General features: G+C 55.0%; 14 protein-coding genes and 1 other annotated feature. Of the genes, 10 read left to right on the forward strand and 4 right to left on the reverse strand.

Going from position 1 to position 15,238, the window contains the following annotated elements; all coding sequences use genetic code 11:
- The first annotated feature begins 74 nt into the window (after positions 1-74).
- A complete protein-coding gene (gene acrR, locus OGX80_RS04230; RefSeq protein WP_058668709.1) occupies positions 75-728 on the forward strand; it encodes a multidrug efflux transporter transcriptional repressor AcrR in 654 nt (217 codons plus the stop codon).
- A 119-nt stretch (positions 729-847) separates the two neighbouring features.
- Entirely contained in the window at positions 848-4,210 is a 3,363-nt protein-coding gene (mscK, locus tag OGX80_RS04235; protein ID WP_047458417.1) for a mechanosensitive channel MscK, read from the forward strand.
- 36 nt (positions 4,211-4,246) lie between these two features.
- Here the strand turns inward: mscK and OGX80_RS04240 are convergent, their stop codons facing one another.
- The 3 genes from OGX80_RS04240 to priC all read right to left on the reverse strand — a co-directional run bounded on the left by OGX80_RS04240 (position 4,247) and on the right by priC (position 5,961).
- Positions 4,247-5,182, reverse strand: coding sequence for an Rpn family recombination-promoting nuclease/putative transposase (locus tag OGX80_RS04240; protein ID WP_115182352.1), 936 nt, complete (start codon positions 5,180-5,182; stop codon positions 4,247-4,249).
- Positions 5,183-5,251: 69 nt separating this feature from the next.
- Positions 5,252-5,419, reverse strand: coding sequence for a pleiotropic regulatory protein RsmS (rsmS, locus tag OGX80_RS04245; protein WP_012133507.1), 168 nt, complete (start codon positions 5,417-5,419; stop codon positions 5,252-5,254).
- A 14-nt stretch (positions 5,420-5,433) separates the two neighbouring features.
- Complete coding sequence (gene priC / locus OGX80_RS04250; protein WP_024130585.1) at positions 5,434-5,961, reverse strand: primosomal replication protein N''; 528 nt, start codon at positions 5,959-5,961, stop codon at positions 5,434-5,436.
- Positions 5,962-6,030: 69 nt separating this feature from the next.
- Here priC and OGX80_RS04255 point away from each other — a divergent pair, with 69 nt between their 5' ends.
- The 8 genes from OGX80_RS04255 to hemH all read left to right on the forward strand — a co-directional run bounded on the left by OGX80_RS04255 (position 6,031) and on the right by hemH (position 14,215).
- A complete protein-coding gene (locus OGX80_RS04255; protein ID WP_012133505.1) occupies positions 6,031-6,408 on the forward strand; it encodes a DUF454 family protein in 378 nt (125 codons plus the stop codon).
- Between the two features lie 150 nt (positions 6,409-6,558).
- Positions 6,559-7,110, forward strand: a complete 552-nt coding sequence (gene apt, locus OGX80_RS04260) for an adenine phosphoribosyltransferase (RefSeq protein ID WP_012133504.1) — start codon at positions 6,559-6,561, stop codon at positions 7,108-7,110.
- Positions 7,111-7,299: 189 nt separating this feature from the next.
- Positions 7,300-9,225, forward strand: a complete 1,926-nt coding sequence (gene dnaX / locus OGX80_RS04265; RefSeq protein ID WP_115181894.1) for a DNA polymerase III subunit gamma/tau — start codon at positions 7,300-7,302, stop codon at positions 9,223-9,225.
- Positions 8,558-8,622: a sequence feature (DnaX frameshifting element), on the forward strand. (Overlaps the previous gene by 65 nt.)
- Before the next feature lie 45 nt (positions 9,226-9,270).
- A complete protein-coding gene (locus OGX80_RS04270; RefSeq protein ID WP_001515903.1) occupies positions 9,271-9,600 on the forward strand; it encodes a YbaB/EbfC family nucleoid-associated protein in 330 nt (109 codons plus the stop codon).
- Positions 9,600-10,205: a recombination mediator RecR gene (gene recR, locus OGX80_RS04275; protein ID WP_012133502.1), complete on the forward strand. Its 606-nt coding sequence runs from the start codon at positions 9,600-9,602 to the stop codon at positions 10,203-10,205. Before OGX80_RS04270 ends, recR begins: the two co-directional genes overlap by 1 nt.
- Positions 10,206-10,314: 109 nt before the next feature.
- Positions 10,315-12,189: a molecular chaperone HtpG gene (htpG, locus tag OGX80_RS04280; protein ID WP_012133501.1), complete on the forward strand. Its 1,875-nt coding sequence runs from the start codon at positions 10,315-10,317 to the stop codon at positions 12,187-12,189.
- Between the two features lie 237 nt (positions 12,190-12,426).
- Entirely contained in the window at positions 12,427-13,071 is a 645-nt protein-coding gene (gene adk / locus OGX80_RS04285; RefSeq protein WP_012133500.1) for an adenylate kinase, read from the forward strand.
- Between the two features lie 181 nt (positions 13,072-13,252).
- Positions 13,253-14,215, forward strand: coding sequence for a ferrochelatase (gene hemH / locus OGX80_RS04290; RefSeq protein ID WP_047458399.1), 963 nt, complete (start codon positions 13,253-13,255; stop codon positions 14,213-14,215).
- Between the two features lie 2 nt (positions 14,216-14,217).
- Here hemH and aes read toward each other — a convergent pair whose 3' ends face one another.
- Positions 14,218-15,177 (reverse strand): acetyl esterase, encoded by a 960-nt coding sequence (gene aes, locus OGX80_RS04295; protein ID WP_115181893.1) that lies wholly within the window; start codon positions 15,175-15,177, stop codon positions 14,218-14,220.
- Positions 15,178-15,238: the final 61 nt, after the last annotated feature.

The following is a 15,238-nucleotide window of genomic DNA, read 5'->3' on the forward strand; positions in this document are numbered from 1 at the left end:
TTATATTATCGTCGTGCTATGGTACATACATCCACAAATGTATGTAAATCTAACGCCTGTAAATTCACCGACATATGGCACGAAAAACCAAACAACAAGCACAGGAAACTCGGCAACACATCCTGGATGTAGCTCTGCGTTTGTTCTCGCGACAAGGGGTATCATCCACTTCGCTCGCGGAGATTGCAAAAGCCGCTGGCGTCACACGCGGTGCAATCTATTGGCACTTCAAAAACAAGTCGGATTTATTCAGTGAAATCTGGGAGCTATCAGAATCCAATATTGGTGAGCTTGAGATTGAGTATCAGGCAAAATTCCCCGACGATCCACTATCAGTATTAAGAGAAATTTTAGTCCATCTTCTTGAAGCAACCGTGACGGAAGAGCGCCGACGTTTATTGATGGAAATTATATTCCACAAATGCGAATTCGTGGGTGAAATGGCGGTAGTGCAACAGGCGCAGCGAAGCATCTGCGTGGAAAGCTATGATCGCATTGAACAAACGCTAACACATTGTATTAAAGCAAAAATGCTCCCGGGAAACCTGATGACGCGTCGTGCGGCAATATTAATGCGCGGCTATATTTCCGGCATCATGGAAAACTGGCTCTTTGCGCCGCAATCCTTTGATCTGAAAAAAGAAGCGCGAGATTACGTCGCCATCTTGTTGGAAATGTATCTGCTTTGCCCGACGCTGAGAGCGGCGCCTGTCCTCGAAAGCCCCTGATATCATTCCAGGAATTATCCTGGACATTTTCCGTTCCGCTATTCTGTCCGTCACCGCCGTGATATTCTTGTGGCTTGACTATTTCCGGTCATTCTTCCGGTTCAGAAACCTTCACTCCCATGACTATGTTGCAGCTCTATAAACGTTCATCGCATCTTGTTTTTATCTCAATCATTTTCTTTGTGTTATTGCTGTGCGGTCAGTCGTCGGCGTTTGCCCGTGCGCAAACGAATGGCGATCTGCCGTCGAAAGCGGACGTGCAAAGCCAGCTGGATGCGCTGGGTAAACAGAAAGACCTCTCGGCGCTGGATAAACTGGTCCAGCAGGATCTCATCGATACGCTCGCCACGCTTGATAAAATCGATCGGGTAAAAGAGGAGACCACGCAATTACGTCAGAAAGTCGCGCAGGCGCCGGAAAAAATGCGTCAGGCGACGGACGCGCTGAATGCCCTCAGCGATGTGGATAATGACGACGAAACGCGAAAAACGTTGAGCACGCTTTCGCTGCGCCAGCTGGAACTTCGGGTTGCGCAGGTGCTGGATGATTTGCAGAACTCGCAAAACGATCTGGCGACTTACAATAGTCAGCTGGTTTCGCTCCAGACGCAGCCTGAGCGTGTGCAAAACGCGATGTATACCGCGTCGCAGCAAATGCAGCAAATCCGTAATCGACTGGACGGCACCAGTGTCGGGGACGGCGCATTGCGCCCGAGTCAACAGGCTCTGCTACAGGCGCAACAGGCGTTGCTTAACGCGCAAATCGATCAGCAGCGCAAAAGTCTGGAAGGCAATACGGTTTTGCAGGATACCCTGCAAAAGCAGCGCGATTACGTCACGGCGAACACCAATCGACTGGAACACCAGCTCCAGCTTTTGCAGGAAGCGGTCAACAGCAAACGTCTGACGCTAACCGAGAAAACGGCGCAGGAGGCGATCTCGCCGGATGAAACGGCGCGTATTCAGGCTAACCCTCTTGTGAAGCAGGAGCTGGATGTCAATCATCAACTGAGCCAGCGCCTGATCACGGCAACCGAAAACGGCAACGCGCTCATGCAGCAGAACATCAAAGTCAAAAACTGGCTTGATCGCGCGCTGCAATCAGAGCGCAATATCAAAGAGCAGATTGCGGTGCTGAGAGGCAGTTTGCTGTTGTCGCGTATCTTGTATCAGCAGCAGCAAACGCTGCCGTCGGCAGATGAACTTGTCGATATGACCAACCGGATTGCGGATTTGCGTCTGGAGCAGTTTGAAGTTAACCAGCAGCGTGACGCTTTGTTCCAGAACGATGCCTTTGTGGCCAAACTGGAAGAAGGGCACACTGACGAGGTTAATGACGAAGTGCATGATGCGCTGCTGCAAGTGGTTGATATGCGCAGGGAATTACTGGATCAGTTGAATAAGCAGCTGGGCAATCAGTTGATGATGGCCATTAACCTGCAAATCAATCAACAGCAGCTGATGAGCGTCTCGAAAAACCTTAAAGAGATCCTGACTCAGCAAATCTTTTGGGTTAACAGTAACCGCCCGATGGACTGGGACTGGATTAAAGCCTTCCCGCAAACGCTGAAAGATCAGTTCAGGTCGATGAAAATTACGGTGAACTGGGAAAAGGCCTGGCCTGCGGTATTCATCGCATTCCTCGCGGGGCTGCCTTTGCTGCTGATCGCCGGGGTGATTCGCTGGCGACTGAAATGGCTTAAAGCGTACCAGGAGAAGCTGGCGGCCGCGGTGGGATCATTGCGTAACGACAGCCAGCTCAATACGCCGAAAGCGATTTTCATCGATCTGATTCGCGCCTTGCCGGTTTGTCTGATAATCCTTGCGGTAGGGCTGATCCTCCTCACCATGCAGTTGAATATTAGCGACCTGTTATGGGCGTTCAGTAAAAAGCTGGCGTTGTTCTGGCTGGTATTCGGTCTGTGCTGGAAGGTGCTGGAGAAAGAGGGCGTTGCCATTCGGCACTTCGGCATGCCGGCGAAATTGACCAGCCACTGGCGCCGTCAGATTGTGCGCATCAGTCTGGCGCTACTGCCGCTGCATTTCTGGTCGGTGGTCGCTGAACTTTCTCCGCTGCACCTGATGGATGATGTGCTGGGGCAGGTGGTGATTTTCCTCAACCTTCTGCTTATTACTCTGCTGGTGTGGCCAATGTGCCGCGATAGCTGGCGTGATAAGGAGTCGCATGGTTTACGTCTGATCACGATTACCGTGCTCTCCATCATTCCCGTCGCGTTGATGGTGTTGACCGCGACGGGCTATTTCTATACCACGCTACGCCTGTCCGGGCGCTGGATTGAAACCGTCTATCTGGTGATTATCTGGAACCTGCTGTATCAGACCGTGTTACGCGGCCTGAGCGTCGCGGCGCGTCGTATTGCCTGGCGCCGTGCGCTGGCGCGTCGTCAGAATCTGGTGAAAGAGGGGGCAGAAGGCGCGGAGCCGCAGGAAGAACCGACCATTGCGCTGGAACAGGTTAACCAGCAAACGCTGCGCATCACCATGCTGCTGATGATTGCCCTGTTCGGGGTGATGTTCTGGGCGATTTGGTCCGATCTGATCACCGTGTTCAGCTATCTCGACAGCATCACGCTCTGGCACTACAACGGCACGGAAGCGGGCGCCGCGGTGGTTAAAAACGTTACGATGGGCAGCCTGCTGTTTGCCATTATTGTGTCAATGGTGGCCTGGGCGCTGATCCGTAACTTACCTGGCCTGCTGGAAGTTCTGGTACTTTCCAGACTGAAAATGCGCCAGGGGGCTTCGTATGCGATCACCACGATCCTCAACTACATCATCATTGCCGTTGGCGCGATGACGGTATTCGGATCGCTTGGCGTATCGTGGGACAAACTACAGTGGCTGGCGGCGGCGTTATCGGTTGGTCTTGGTTTCGGCTTGCAGGAGATTTTCGGTAACTTCGTCTCTGGCATTATTATCCTGTTTGAACGCCCGGTACGCATTGGCGATACGGTGACTATCGGCACCTTCTCCGGGACGGTCAGCAAGATCCGTATTCGTGCGACCACCATTACCGACTTCGATCGTAAAGAGGTGATCATTCCGAACAAAGCCTTCGTGACCGAACGATTGATCAACTGGTCGCTGTCCGACACCACCACCCGGCTGGTGATCCGCCTTGGCGTCGCCTATGGCTCGGATCTGGACAAAGTGAAAAAAGTGCTGTTGCAGGCGGCGACGGAGCACCCGAAAGTGATGCGTGAGCCAGAACCTGCGGTGTTCTTTACCACGTTTGGCGCCAGTACGCTCGATCATGAACTGCGTCTGTACGTGCGTGAACTGCGCGATCGCAGCCATACAGTGGATGAGCTGAACCGGACCATCGATCGTTTGTGCCGTGAAAATAACATCGACATCGCTTTTAACCAGCTTGAAGTGCATCTGCGCAATGAGAAAGGTGACGAAGTGACGGAAGTTAAACGCGAAATCAAAGGCGACGATCCGACGCCATCGGTGGGCTAAGTTCTGTTCAGGGCGGCCAGGCCGCCCTGAGTGTCTCTAATGGGAGAGCGCAGACAGCTCTTCTGGCGAGAGTCCGGTTAGGTGGGTGATCAGATCGGGGGCCAGACCGCTGTCGAGCATTTTGAGAGCGATGCTGCGTGCTTCGGCCTGACGACCTTCTTCTAAGCCCTTCTGCCGTCCTTGCTGCATTCCTTTTTGCAGCCCGTCTGCTCTGCCTTTCTCTTCCAGCCATTCGGCAATGCTCATCAGTTGCTCCTTATACTGGGGGGCGCTGCTGGCCAGTTTGCGGATCAACGCGCCGGGGTTCGTGGTATTCCCAACCTGCAACATATAGTGTATCAGCACGCTGATTTGGCTACGGGTCAGGTGTTCCTGCGTTAATAGCGTGATTAATTGATCCTGTAATTCGGCCAGATCGCGTCGGCGTATATGCTTTTGCAGTAACTCCAGCATCGCCATCCGCCGATGCCGCATGATCTGATTATCCGGCATTACGGTCAGGTCCACCAGCGCAAATTCATTGCTGTAAAGGCTATTGGCAAGCGCGGGCTCACAAAACATATTCTGCCAGTTCAGGCTGTAGGGCCACGGACTAATTGATCCGTGGTAGAACAGTAAGGGAACCACTAACGGCAGCGTGTCGTGCCCGGCATCAAGATGCCGCTGCATGGCGGCGATGGCATAACGCATCAGGCGAAACGCCATGAATTTATCGGGTTTGCTTTGATGCTCAATCAGCGCATAAACGTAGCCTGGTCCATGCGTAGTTTGCAGGGAATAGAGGATGTCTGAATAGCTGGCCCGTAAGTTGTCTTCGACAAAACTTCCTGACTCCAGCGTCAGGGAATCCAGATTGCAGATGCGAAGAAAGGTGTCAGGTAAATGGATCTGTAAAAAATCCCGCGCGATCGCTTTTTGCGTCAGCAGTTGCCGAAATACCGCATCATGCGGCGTGGTTGAAAGTCGTTCCATGAACTGTCCGTCGTCATTGTGTCCCGACGCAGACTCTGACATTGACGGTGGGGACGCACCAGCTCCCTTTTAATCGCTTTGCGAGGCGTCTTCCGCGTTTTTTAGTTTGTTTTCATAATCACGCTTCACAATTTCCAGCGCGCGTAGCACGGTTTGCGCGGGCAGCTGATTCTCTTCAAGCAGGACGATCAGATCGACGGCCAGTTTGACGTCGTCCGGGGCATTCTCAAGCGACATATTTTCTCCAGTGGTTAACGGGTCAGGCGCGCCAGTACGCGCTCTATTTTTTCCAGCGCATGGCGACAGCGCGCCAGACGGCCTTCAAACGCCTCGATTTCCCGGTGCAGCGCCTGCTGCTCGGTGAAGCCGGTGACCTGTGCCAGACGGGCTTTACGCTCCTCGGTCATTTCCAGCAGACGACGCTCAAACTCCTGATGTTTTACGCGTTTACGTTGCCAGCGCGCCAGCCCCGGGGAGGCGCTGTCCCACTCCCTGAGCGACCAGGTCGCGGTTTCCCGTGTTATCGCCTCAATCTGTGAAACCAGGCGTTCCGCCAGCCAGGCAATCTGCGGCAACGTCTGTTGTTCAACCGCATGGCGCAACGCGTCAAGGTTGGTTCCGGCTTCATCCAGATACGCCTTCAATAGCGTGCTGCGGGTGCGAAAAAGATGCCTGTCAAAGCGTGCGCTGAGCGTCGCATGCTGTGCCAGCGGCGCGCTCTGCTGGCGCAGACTGGCGAGCTGGCTTTCCAGCCTGTGTAACAGCATGGCGGTTTTCAATGTAACACTCCGATGAAAATGATAACTGTTATGCTACAGTAGCAGCCTTGTGTGCTACGTACTGTCATTATGAAACGTACTATTTTAATCATCATTGGCTGGCTGGCGGTAGTGTTAGGGACGCTGGGCGTCGTGTTGCCGCTATTGCCTACTACGCCGTTTATTTTACTGGCGGCCTGGTGTTTTGCCCGTTCGTCGCCGCGCTTTCATGACTGGCTGCTTTACCGCTCCTGGTTTGGCGGCTATTTGCGTCACTGGCAAAAGCATCGCGCGATGCCGCCGGGGGCGAAACCGCGCGCTATTGCGTTGATATTGATTACATTCGGTATCTCGCTTTGGCTGGTGCATATGATGTGGGTACGAATACTGCTGCTGGCGATCCTGGCCTGCCTGTTGATTTTTATGTGGCGGATACCGGTGATTGATGAAAAGCAACAAAAGCACTGAAGCGCAATAATCGCTGTTGCAATTGTCTTACGCAGCCAGTAAATTCGACCGTTTTCGAGCACAGGCGCAGACGGTTAAAGGTTAAACAATCGTTACTTTGACCCCCTTAATTCGCGCCGTGAGTAACACCGTAATAGCAGGCATATATCCATGACCGCGACTGCACAGCAGCTTGAGTTTCTCAAAAATAGCATTAAAAGCATTCACGACTACCCGAAACCGGGCATTCTTTTCCGTGATGTCACCAGCTTGCTGGAAGACCCGAAAGCCTATGCGCTCAGCATTGAGTTGCTGGTTGAACGATACAAAAATGCAGGCATCACCAAAGTTGTCGGCACCGAAGCGCGTGGCTTCCTGTTTGGCGCGCCGGTCGCGCTGGGCCTGGGCGTCGGGTTTGTTCCGGTGCGTAAACCGCGCAAACTGCCGCGTGAAACGATCGCTGAAAGCTATGAGCTTGAGTACGGCACCGATCAGCTGGAAATCCACGTTGATGCCATCAAACCGGGCGATAAAGTGCTGGTGGTGGACGATCTCCTGGCGACCGGCGGCACAATCGAAGCGACTGTGAAGCTGATCCGTCGTCTGGGTGGGGAAGTGACCGATGCCGCTTTCATCATCAATCTGTTCGATCTGGGTGGTGAGCAGCGTCTGGCAAAACAGGGGATTACCTGTTATAGCCTGGTTCCCTTCCCGGGGCACTGATTCAGGCTATCTTATTCGCCACTCCGGTTCCGGCCAGTGCTCGGCAAAACGCATTTGCGTTTTGAACGCCGCTTGCGGCGGCCCAAAAGGGTGAGCGTCGCGAATAAAGCCTCACAACCTCGCTGTATTTGCGAGGTTGTGTTAGCATTCCCCCCATGAATCCACCTTCCAGCGTTTCAGAGCCAGCCAATGAGTTATCAGGTCTTAGCCCGAAAATGGCGCCCACAAACCTTTGCTGACGTCGTCGGCCAGGAACATGTGCTGACCGCACTGGCGAACGGCTTGTCGTTAGGGCGTATTCATCACGCATATCTTTTTTCCGGCACCCGTGGCGTCGGTAAAACCTCCATCGCCCGTCTGTTGGCGAAGGGACTGAACTGTGAAACCGGTATCACCGCCACGCCGTGCGGCGTATGTGACAACTGCCGGGAAATCGAGCAGGGGCGTTTTGTCGATCTGATTGAGATCGACGCCGCATCGCGCACCAAAGTGGAAGATACCCGCGACCTGCTGGACAACGTCCAGTACGCGCCCGCGCGCGGCCGGTTTAAGGTCTATCTGATCGACGAAGTGCATATGCTCTCGCGGCACAGCTTCAACGCGTTGCTTAAAACGCTCGAAGAACCGCCCGCGCACGTCAAGTTTCTGCTGGCGACCACCGATCCGCAGAAGCTGCCGGTGACGATCTTGTCGCGCTGCCTGCAATTCCATCTCAAGGCGCTGGATGTCGAACAAATTCGCCATCAGCTTGAGCATATCCTTAACGAAGAACATATCGCGCATGAGCCGCGCGCGCTGCAACTGCTCTCCCGCGCAGCGGATGGCAGCCTGCGCGATGCGCTAAGCCTGACCGACCAGGCGATCGCCAGCGGTGACGGGCAGGTCTCCACCCTGGCGGTGAGCGCGATGCTCGGCACGCTGGATGATGACCAGGCGCTTTCGCTGGTCGAGGCGGTGGTTGCCGCCAATGGCGAGCGCGTGATGTCGCTGGTGAATGATGCCGCCGCGCGCGGTATTGAGTGGGAAGCGCTGCTGGTCGAAATGCTGGGGCTGTTGCACCGCATTGCGATGGTGCAGCTGTCGCCTGCCGCGCTGGGTAACGATATGGCGGCGATTGAGCAGCGCATGCGTGAACTGGCGCGAACTGTGCCGCCAGCGGACATACAGCTTTATTACCAGACGCTGTTGATTGGCCGCAAAGAGCTGCCTTACGCGCCGGACAGACGGATGGGCGTTGAAATGACGCTATTACGCGCGCTGGCATTCCACCCACGTATGCCGCTGCCGGAACCGGAAAGACCGCAGCAATCTTTTGCGCCGGTCGCGCCAACGGCGGTGATGACGCCGACGCAGGTGCCTTCGCAACAATTCGCTCCGGTACGCCAGGAGGTGCCGTTGCCAGATGCCACCAGCCAGGTGCTGGCGGCGCGCAACCAGCTTCAGCGTGCTCAGGGAGCAACCAAAACAAAAAAGAGTGAACCGGCAGCCGCTTCCCGCGCGCGGCCGGTAAATAACGCTGCGCTGGAAAGATTAGCCTCTGTCTCTGAACGCGTTCAGGCGCGTCCGGCGCCGTCTGCGCTGGAACAGACGCCGACGAAGAAAGAAGCCTACCGCTGGAAGGCGACCAATCCGGTGGTGGAAGTAAAAGAGGTTGTGGCCACGCCGAAAGCGCTGAAAAAGGCGCTGGAGCATGAAAAAACACCGGAACTGGCGACCAAACTGGCCACGGAAGCGACCGAACGCGATCCGTGGGCGGCACAAATTAGCCAGCTCTCCCTGCCGAAGCTGGTGGAACAGGTGGCGTTAAACGCCTGGAAAGAGGAGAACGGCAATACTATTTGCCTGCATCTGCGCTCCACGCAGCGACACCTTAACTCCACTGGCGCGCAGCAAAAGCTGGCGGAAGCATTGAGTGCCCTGACGGGAACGACGGTTGAACTGACCATCGTTGAAGATGATAATCCGGCGGTGCGAACGCCGCTGGAGTGGCGTCAGGCGATTTATGAAGAGAAACTTGCGCAGGCGCGTGAGTCGATTATCGCGGATAACAACATTCAGACGCTGCGTCGATTCTTTGACGCGGATCTGGATGAAGAGAGTATTCGCCCCATTTGATCGTAAGCCCGGCTTGCGATTGTAAACCATCAAGAGAGAGAGCTTATGTTTGGAAAAGGCGGTCTGGGCAACCTGATGAAGCAAGCCCAGCAGATGCAAGAAAAAATGCAGCAGATGCAGGAAGAAATCGCCAAACTGGAAGTCACCGGCGAGTCTGGCGCAGGTCTGGTGAAAGTGACCATTAACGGTGCGCACAACTGCCGCCGCGTGGAAATCGACCCAAGCCTGCTGGAAGACGACAAAGAGATGCTGGAAGATCTGGTCGCTGCGGCGTTCAACGATGCGGCGCGTCGCATTGAAGAGACCCAGAAAGAGAAGATGGCGTCTGTCTCCTCCGGTATGCAACTGCCGCCTGGCTTTAAGATGCCGTTCTGATGCAAACCAGCCCGCTGTTAACTCAGCTTATGGAAGCACTGCGCTGTCTGCCGGGCGTTGGCCCGAAGTCAGCGCAGCGCATGGCGTTTACGCTGCTTCAGCGTGACCGCAGCGGCGGGATGCGTCTGGCGCAAGCGCTCACCCGGGCGATGTCGGAAATCGGCCACTGTGCCGATTGCCGCACCTTCACTGAGCAGGACGTGTGCAATATCTGTTCGAATCCGCGTCGTCAGGAAAACGGTCAAATCTGCGTGGTGGAGAGTCCGGCGGACATCTACGCCATTGAGCAGACCGGGCAATTCTCTGGCCGCTACTTCGTGCTGATGGGGCATCTGTCGCCGCTCGACGGCATCGGGCCGGACGATATCGGTCTCGATCGTCTGGAGCAGCGTCTGGCGTCAGAACAGCTCAGCGAAGTGATCCTCGCGACCAACCCGACGGTCGAAGGGGAGGCTACCGCGAACTATATTGCCGAACTTTGTGCGCAATATGGCGTTGAAGCCAGCCGTATCGCCCACGGCGTACCGGTGGGCGGCGAACTGGAAATGGTCGACGGCACCACGCTGTCCCACTCGCTTGCCGGGCGTCATAAGATTCGTTTTTAATCAAACGGGAGAACATTCGCGTTCTCCCGCTTGAAAACTCATTTCCCGTCCCCATCTCTCCCTCAACGCATTTTGACCTTGTAAATGGCATTGTTGAGGTATTTATCCAATGAAAGGACAAGAAACTCGTGGTTTTCAGTCAGAAGTAAAACAGCTTCTGCACCTGATGATCCATTCTCTGTACTCCAATAAAGAAATTTTCCTGCGTGAGCTTATCTCTAACGCCTCAGATGCGGCGGACAAGCTGCGTTTTCGCGCGCTGTCGAACCCGGATCTGTATGAAGGCGACGGCGAGCTGCGCGTGCGTGTCTCCTTCGATAAAGATAAGCGTACGCTGACCATCGCCGATAATGGCGTGGGGATGAACCGTGATGACGTTATCGATCATCTGGGGACCATTGCGAAATCCGGCACTAAATCTTTCCTCGAATCAATGGGTTCCGATCAGGCGAAAGACAGCCAGTTGATCGGCCAGTTCGGGGTCGGCTTCTACTCTGCGTTTATCGTCGCGGATAAAGTGACCGTGCGTACCCGCGCGGCGGGCGATAAGCCGGAAAACGGCGTGTTCTGGGAATCGGCGGGCGAAGGTGAGTACACCGTCGCGGATATCACTAAAGACGATCGCGGTACGGAAATCACCCTGCACCTGCGTGAAGGCGAAGACGAGTTCCTTGATGACTGGCGCGTACGCTCCATCATCAGCAAATATTCCGACCATATCGCACTGCCGGTAGAGATTGAAAAACAGGAAGAAAAAGACGGTGAAACGATCGTCTCCTGGGAGAAAATCAACAAGGCGCAGGCGTTGTGGACGCGTAACAAGTCAGAAATCAAAGACGACGAGTATAACGAGTTCTACAAGCACATTGCTCACGACTTCACCGACCCGCTGACCTGGAGCCACAACCGCGTGGAAGGTAAGCAGGAGTACACCAGCCTGCTGTACATCCCGTCTCAGGCGCCGTGGGATATGTGGAACCGCGATCACAAACATGGGCTGAAACTGTACGTACAGCGCGTCTTTATCATGGACGACGCCGAGCAGTTTATGCCGAACTATCTGCGCTTCGTGCGTGGTCTGATTGATTCCAACGATCTGCCGCTGAACGTTTCCCGCGAAATCCTTCAGGACAGCACCGTTACCCGCAACCTGCGCAGCGCGTTGACCAAACGTGTTCTGCAAATGCTGGAAAAACTGGCGAAAGATGATGCGGAAAAATACCAGACCTTCTGGAAACAGTTTGGTCTGGTGCTGAAAGAAGGCCCGGCGGAAGATCATGCCAACCAGGAAGCCATCGCGAAACTGATGCGCTTTGCCTCAACGCATACGGACTCTTCCGCACAAACCGTCTCTCTGGAAGATTATATCTCCCGCATGAAAGAAGGGCAGGAGAAGATCTACTACATCACGGCAGACAGCTACGCGGCGGCGAAGAGCAGCCCGCACCTGGAGCTGCTGCGTAAGAAAGGCATCGAAGTGCTGCTGCTTTCCGATCGCATTGATGAGTGGATGATGAATTACCTGACCGAGTTTGACGGTAAGGCGTTCCAGTCCGTATCTAAAGTTGACGAATCGCTGGAAAAACTGGCGGATGAAGTCGATGAAAGCGCAAAAGAAGCGGAAAAAGCGCTGACGCCGTTCGTTGAGCGCGTGAAAACCCTGCTGGGCGATCGTGTGAAAGAGGTGCGTCTGACGCATCGTCTGACCGATACTCCGGCCATTGTCACCACCGACGCTGACGAGATGAGTACCCAGATGGCGAAGCTGTTTGCCGCTGCCGGTCAGGCCGTGCCGGAAGTGAAATACATCTTTGAACTCAACCCGGATCACGTACTGGTGAAACGCACGGCGGATACCCAGGACGAAGCGCAGTTTAACGAGTGGGTAGAGCTGCTGTTGGATCAGGCGCTGTTTGCCGAACGCGGTACGCTGGAAGATCCGAACCAGTTTATCCGTCGTATGAACCAGTTGCTGGTGTCTTAATCGGCACCGCGTCATGCCGGATGGCGCTAATGCTTATCCGGCCTACGAGCAGGTTGCTTATGTAGGCCCGATAAGCGCAGCGCCATCGGGCATTTTTTATTTTATCCTCTCTTTTTCTTCATTTTCCCGCCGTTAACCGTTTCAGCGCAGGGCGCCTTCCTTGAGCGAATTGCGTGATGGTGGTATCGTTTAGCGCTTTTTTAAAAAATATCGACAACCTTTAAGGGGATTTTCGTAATGCGTATCATTCTGCTTGGCGCTCCGGGCGCGGGTAAAGGAACTCAGGCTCAGTTCATCATGGAGAAATATGGTATTGTGCAAATCTCCACTGGCGACATGCTGCGTGCCGCCGTGAAATCTGGCTCCGAGCTGGGTAAACAAGCGAAAGACATCATGGACGCCGGCAAGCTGGTGACCGATGAGCTGGTGATTGCGCTGGTAAAAGAGCGTATCGCGCAGGACGATTGCCGCAACGGTTTCCTGCTGGACGGCTTCCCGCGTACAATTCCGCAGGCCGACGCCATGAAAGAAGCGGGCATTGCGGTTGACTATGTTCTCGAATTCGACGTACCGGACGAGCTGATCGTTGACCGCATCGTGGGCCGTCGCGTGCACGCGGCGTCTGGCCGTGTTTATCACATCAAATTCAATCCGCCGAAAGTGGAAGGCAAGGACGATGTGACCGGCGAAGAGCTGACCACCCGTAAAGACGATCAGGAAGAGACCGTTCGTAAGCGTCTGGTGGAATACCATCAGATGACTGCGCCGCTGATTGGTTACTACCAGAAAGAAGCGGAAGCGGGTAACACTAAATACGCGAAAGTGGACGGTACTCAGGCCGTTGCCGATGTGCGTGCCGACCTTGAAAAAATCCTCGGTTAAGTTTTAGCGCGGTTAATGCCGGATGGCGGTGTAATCACCTTATCCGGCCTACGATTTTCTTGTAGGCCCGATAAGCGTAGCGCCATCAGGCAAATTCTCATCTTACCTCTCACAGCAATTAGTTCTTCTTCCTCGCTTTTCCGCTACAATTATCAACAATTTGAATCAACAAGAGGCGGTAATGCGTCAGACGAAAACCGGTATCCTGCTGGCTAACCTCGGCACTCCCGATGCCCCAACTCCTGAAGCGGTTAAACGCTATCTGAAGCAATTTTTAAGCGATGAGCGCGTGGTGGATACTTCCCGCCTGCTGTGGTGGCCGCTTTTGCGTGGTGTGATTTTGCCGCTGCGCGCGCCGCGTGTCGCAAAACTGTACCAGTCTATCTGGCAGGAAGGCGGATCGCCGTTGCTGGTTTACAGCAGGGAGCAACAGCAGGCGCTGGCAGAGCGTCTCCCGGATACGCCCGTTGCGCTGGGGATGAGCTACGGTTCGCCGTCGCTGGAAAGCGCGGTGGATGAACTGCTGGCGAACCACGTCGATCACATCGTGGTGCTGCCGCTCTACCCACAATACTCCTGTTCGACGGTGGCGGCCGTCTGGGACGAACTGGCGCGTATTCTGGCGCGTAAACGCAGTATTCCAGGCGTCTCGTTTATTCGTGACTACGCTGATGACAATAGCTATATCACCGCCCTGGCAAATAGCGCCCGTGCCTCGTTTGCCCAACATGGCGAGCCGGACTTGCTGCTGCTCTCGTATCACGGCATCCCGCAGCGTTACGCTGACGAAGGCGACGACTACCCGCAACGCTGTCGCGATACTACCCGTGAACTGGTCTCCGCGCTTGGTCTGGCGCCAGAAAAAGTGATGATGACCTTCCAGTCGCGCTTTGGCCGCGAGCCGTGGCTGACGCCGTATACTGACGAAACGCTGAAAATGCTGGGCGAAAAAGGCACCGGGCATATTCAGGTGATGTGTCCGGGTTTTGCGGCGGATTGTCTGGAAACGCTGGAGGAGATCGCGTTGCAAAACCGGGAAATCTTCCTTGAGGCGGGCGGTAAAAAATACGAATACATTCCGGCGCTCAATGCCGCGCCGGAACACATCGATATGATGCTGAAGCTGACCGCACCGTACCTCTGAGGCTATTTTAACTGCGCCATAAAGAAACGCGCGCCATCCTGTAGCGCATCGTCAGCGGTTTTCATCATGCGTGAATAGTGCAGGAAGGCGTGCAGCGTGCCGGGGTACATCCGGTACTCACTGGGCTGATTATGCGCCTGGAGCGTCTGGTGCAGCAGACGGCTGTCATCAAGTAACGGATCGAACTCCGCGCCGGCAATAAAGCAGGGTGGCACATTGCGGGTCAGATCGTTATTGAACAGGCAATACCAGGGGGATTCGCGATCCTGCTCATCACGCAGATAGGCGTTTTCATACCTCTCCAGATCCTGACGGGTTAAGCCGTCCCATTCCCCGCCAAATAAACGGCGGCTGGGCGAATCCTGTAACCCGTAGAGACCATACCACAGCAGCGTGGCGATCACGTTCCCGCATACAATCTGCTTATCGCGCAGCCACAGCGCGCTGGCGAGCGCCAGCATAGCGCCTGCGGAATCCCCGGCAAAACCGATTTGCGCCATGTTCAATGCGTATTCATCGGCGCGTTGATGAAAGAACCGACATGCCGCGATGGTCTCCTCAATCGCCTGTGGGAAACGCGCCTCGGGAGAGAGCGTATAGTCGATGCCGACGACCGTACACCGCGTATAGCTCGCCAGCAGCCGCATAATGCGGTCGTGGGTATCCAGATTGCCGAGAATAAATCCGCCGCCGTGCAGATAAAACAGCGTTGCCCTGCTGTTGTGCTGTGGATAATACAGACGCGTGGCGACCTCGCCGTAGGGTGTGGGAACCGCCGCCGTCCGCGTTGCCATCTGCGGCGCTCCGGCGTTCCAGAACTGGCGCTCGCGGGTGTAGTGCTGGCGCTGCGCCGCAATGTCATCCGCAGGCCACGGCGGCAGCTCCGCCTGATGAACGTTGATGACGGCCCTCATCTGCGCAGAAATAAGATCGAGAACGGGAATTTTGTTTTCCGGCTTCATAACGCGCTCCTTGTGAAATGCCTCCATTGTAGAAAGCGATCGCCAATAAACTGCGATCTCA

Origin of the sequence: Citrobacter sp. CK194 (genome assembly GCF_030333395.1) — a bacterium.
GTDB classification, from domain to species: domain Bacteria; phylum Pseudomonadota; class Gammaproteobacteria; order Enterobacterales; family Enterobacteriaceae; genus Citrobacter_B; species Citrobacter_B koseri.

Excerpts from the sequence above, each read along its gene's own strand:
- acrR (WP_058668709.1), top strand. The coding sequence starts at position 75 with ATGGCACGAAAAACCAAACAACAAGCACAGGAAACTCGGCAACACATC.
- mscK (WP_047458417.1), top strand. The coding sequence starts at position 848 with ATGACTATGTTGCAGCTCTATAAACGTTCATCGCATCTTGTTTTTATC.
- OGX80_RS04240 (WP_115182352.1), bottom strand. The coding sequence starts at position 5,182 with ATGGAACGACTTTCAACCACGCCGCATGATGCGGTATTTCGGCAACTG.
- rsmS (WP_012133507.1), bottom strand. The coding sequence starts at position 5,419 with ATGTCGCTTGAGAATGCCCCGGACGACGTCAAACTGGCCGTCGATCTG.
- OGX80_RS04255 (WP_012133505.1), top strand. The coding sequence starts at position 6,031 with ATGAAACGTACTATTTTAATCATCATTGGCTGGCTGGCGGTAGTGTTA.
- apt (WP_012133504.1), top strand. The coding sequence starts at position 6,559 with ATGACCGCGACTGCACAGCAGCTTGAGTTTCTCAAAAATAGCATTAAA.
- dnaX (WP_115181894.1), top strand. The coding sequence starts at position 7,300 with ATGAGTTATCAGGTCTTAGCCCGAAAATGGCGCCCACAAACCTTTGCT.
- OGX80_RS04270 (WP_001515903.1), top strand. The coding sequence starts at position 9,271 with ATGTTTGGAAAAGGCGGTCTGGGCAACCTGATGAAGCAAGCCCAGCAG.
- recR (WP_012133502.1), top strand. The coding sequence starts at position 9,600 with ATGCAAACCAGCCCGCTGTTAACTCAGCTTATGGAAGCACTGCGCTGT.
- htpG (WP_012133501.1), top strand. The coding sequence starts at position 10,315 with ATGAAAGGACAAGAAACTCGTGGTTTTCAGTCAGAAGTAAAACAGCTT.
- adk (WP_012133500.1), top strand. The coding sequence starts at position 12,427 with ATGCGTATCATTCTGCTTGGCGCTCCGGGCGCGGGTAAAGGAACTCAG.
- hemH (WP_047458399.1), top strand. The coding sequence starts at position 13,253 with ATGCGTCAGACGAAAACCGGTATCCTGCTGGCTAACCTCGGCACTCCC.
- aes (WP_115181893.1), bottom strand. The coding sequence starts at position 15,177 with ATGAAGCCGGAAAACAAAATTCCCGTTCTCGATCTTATTTCTGCGCAG.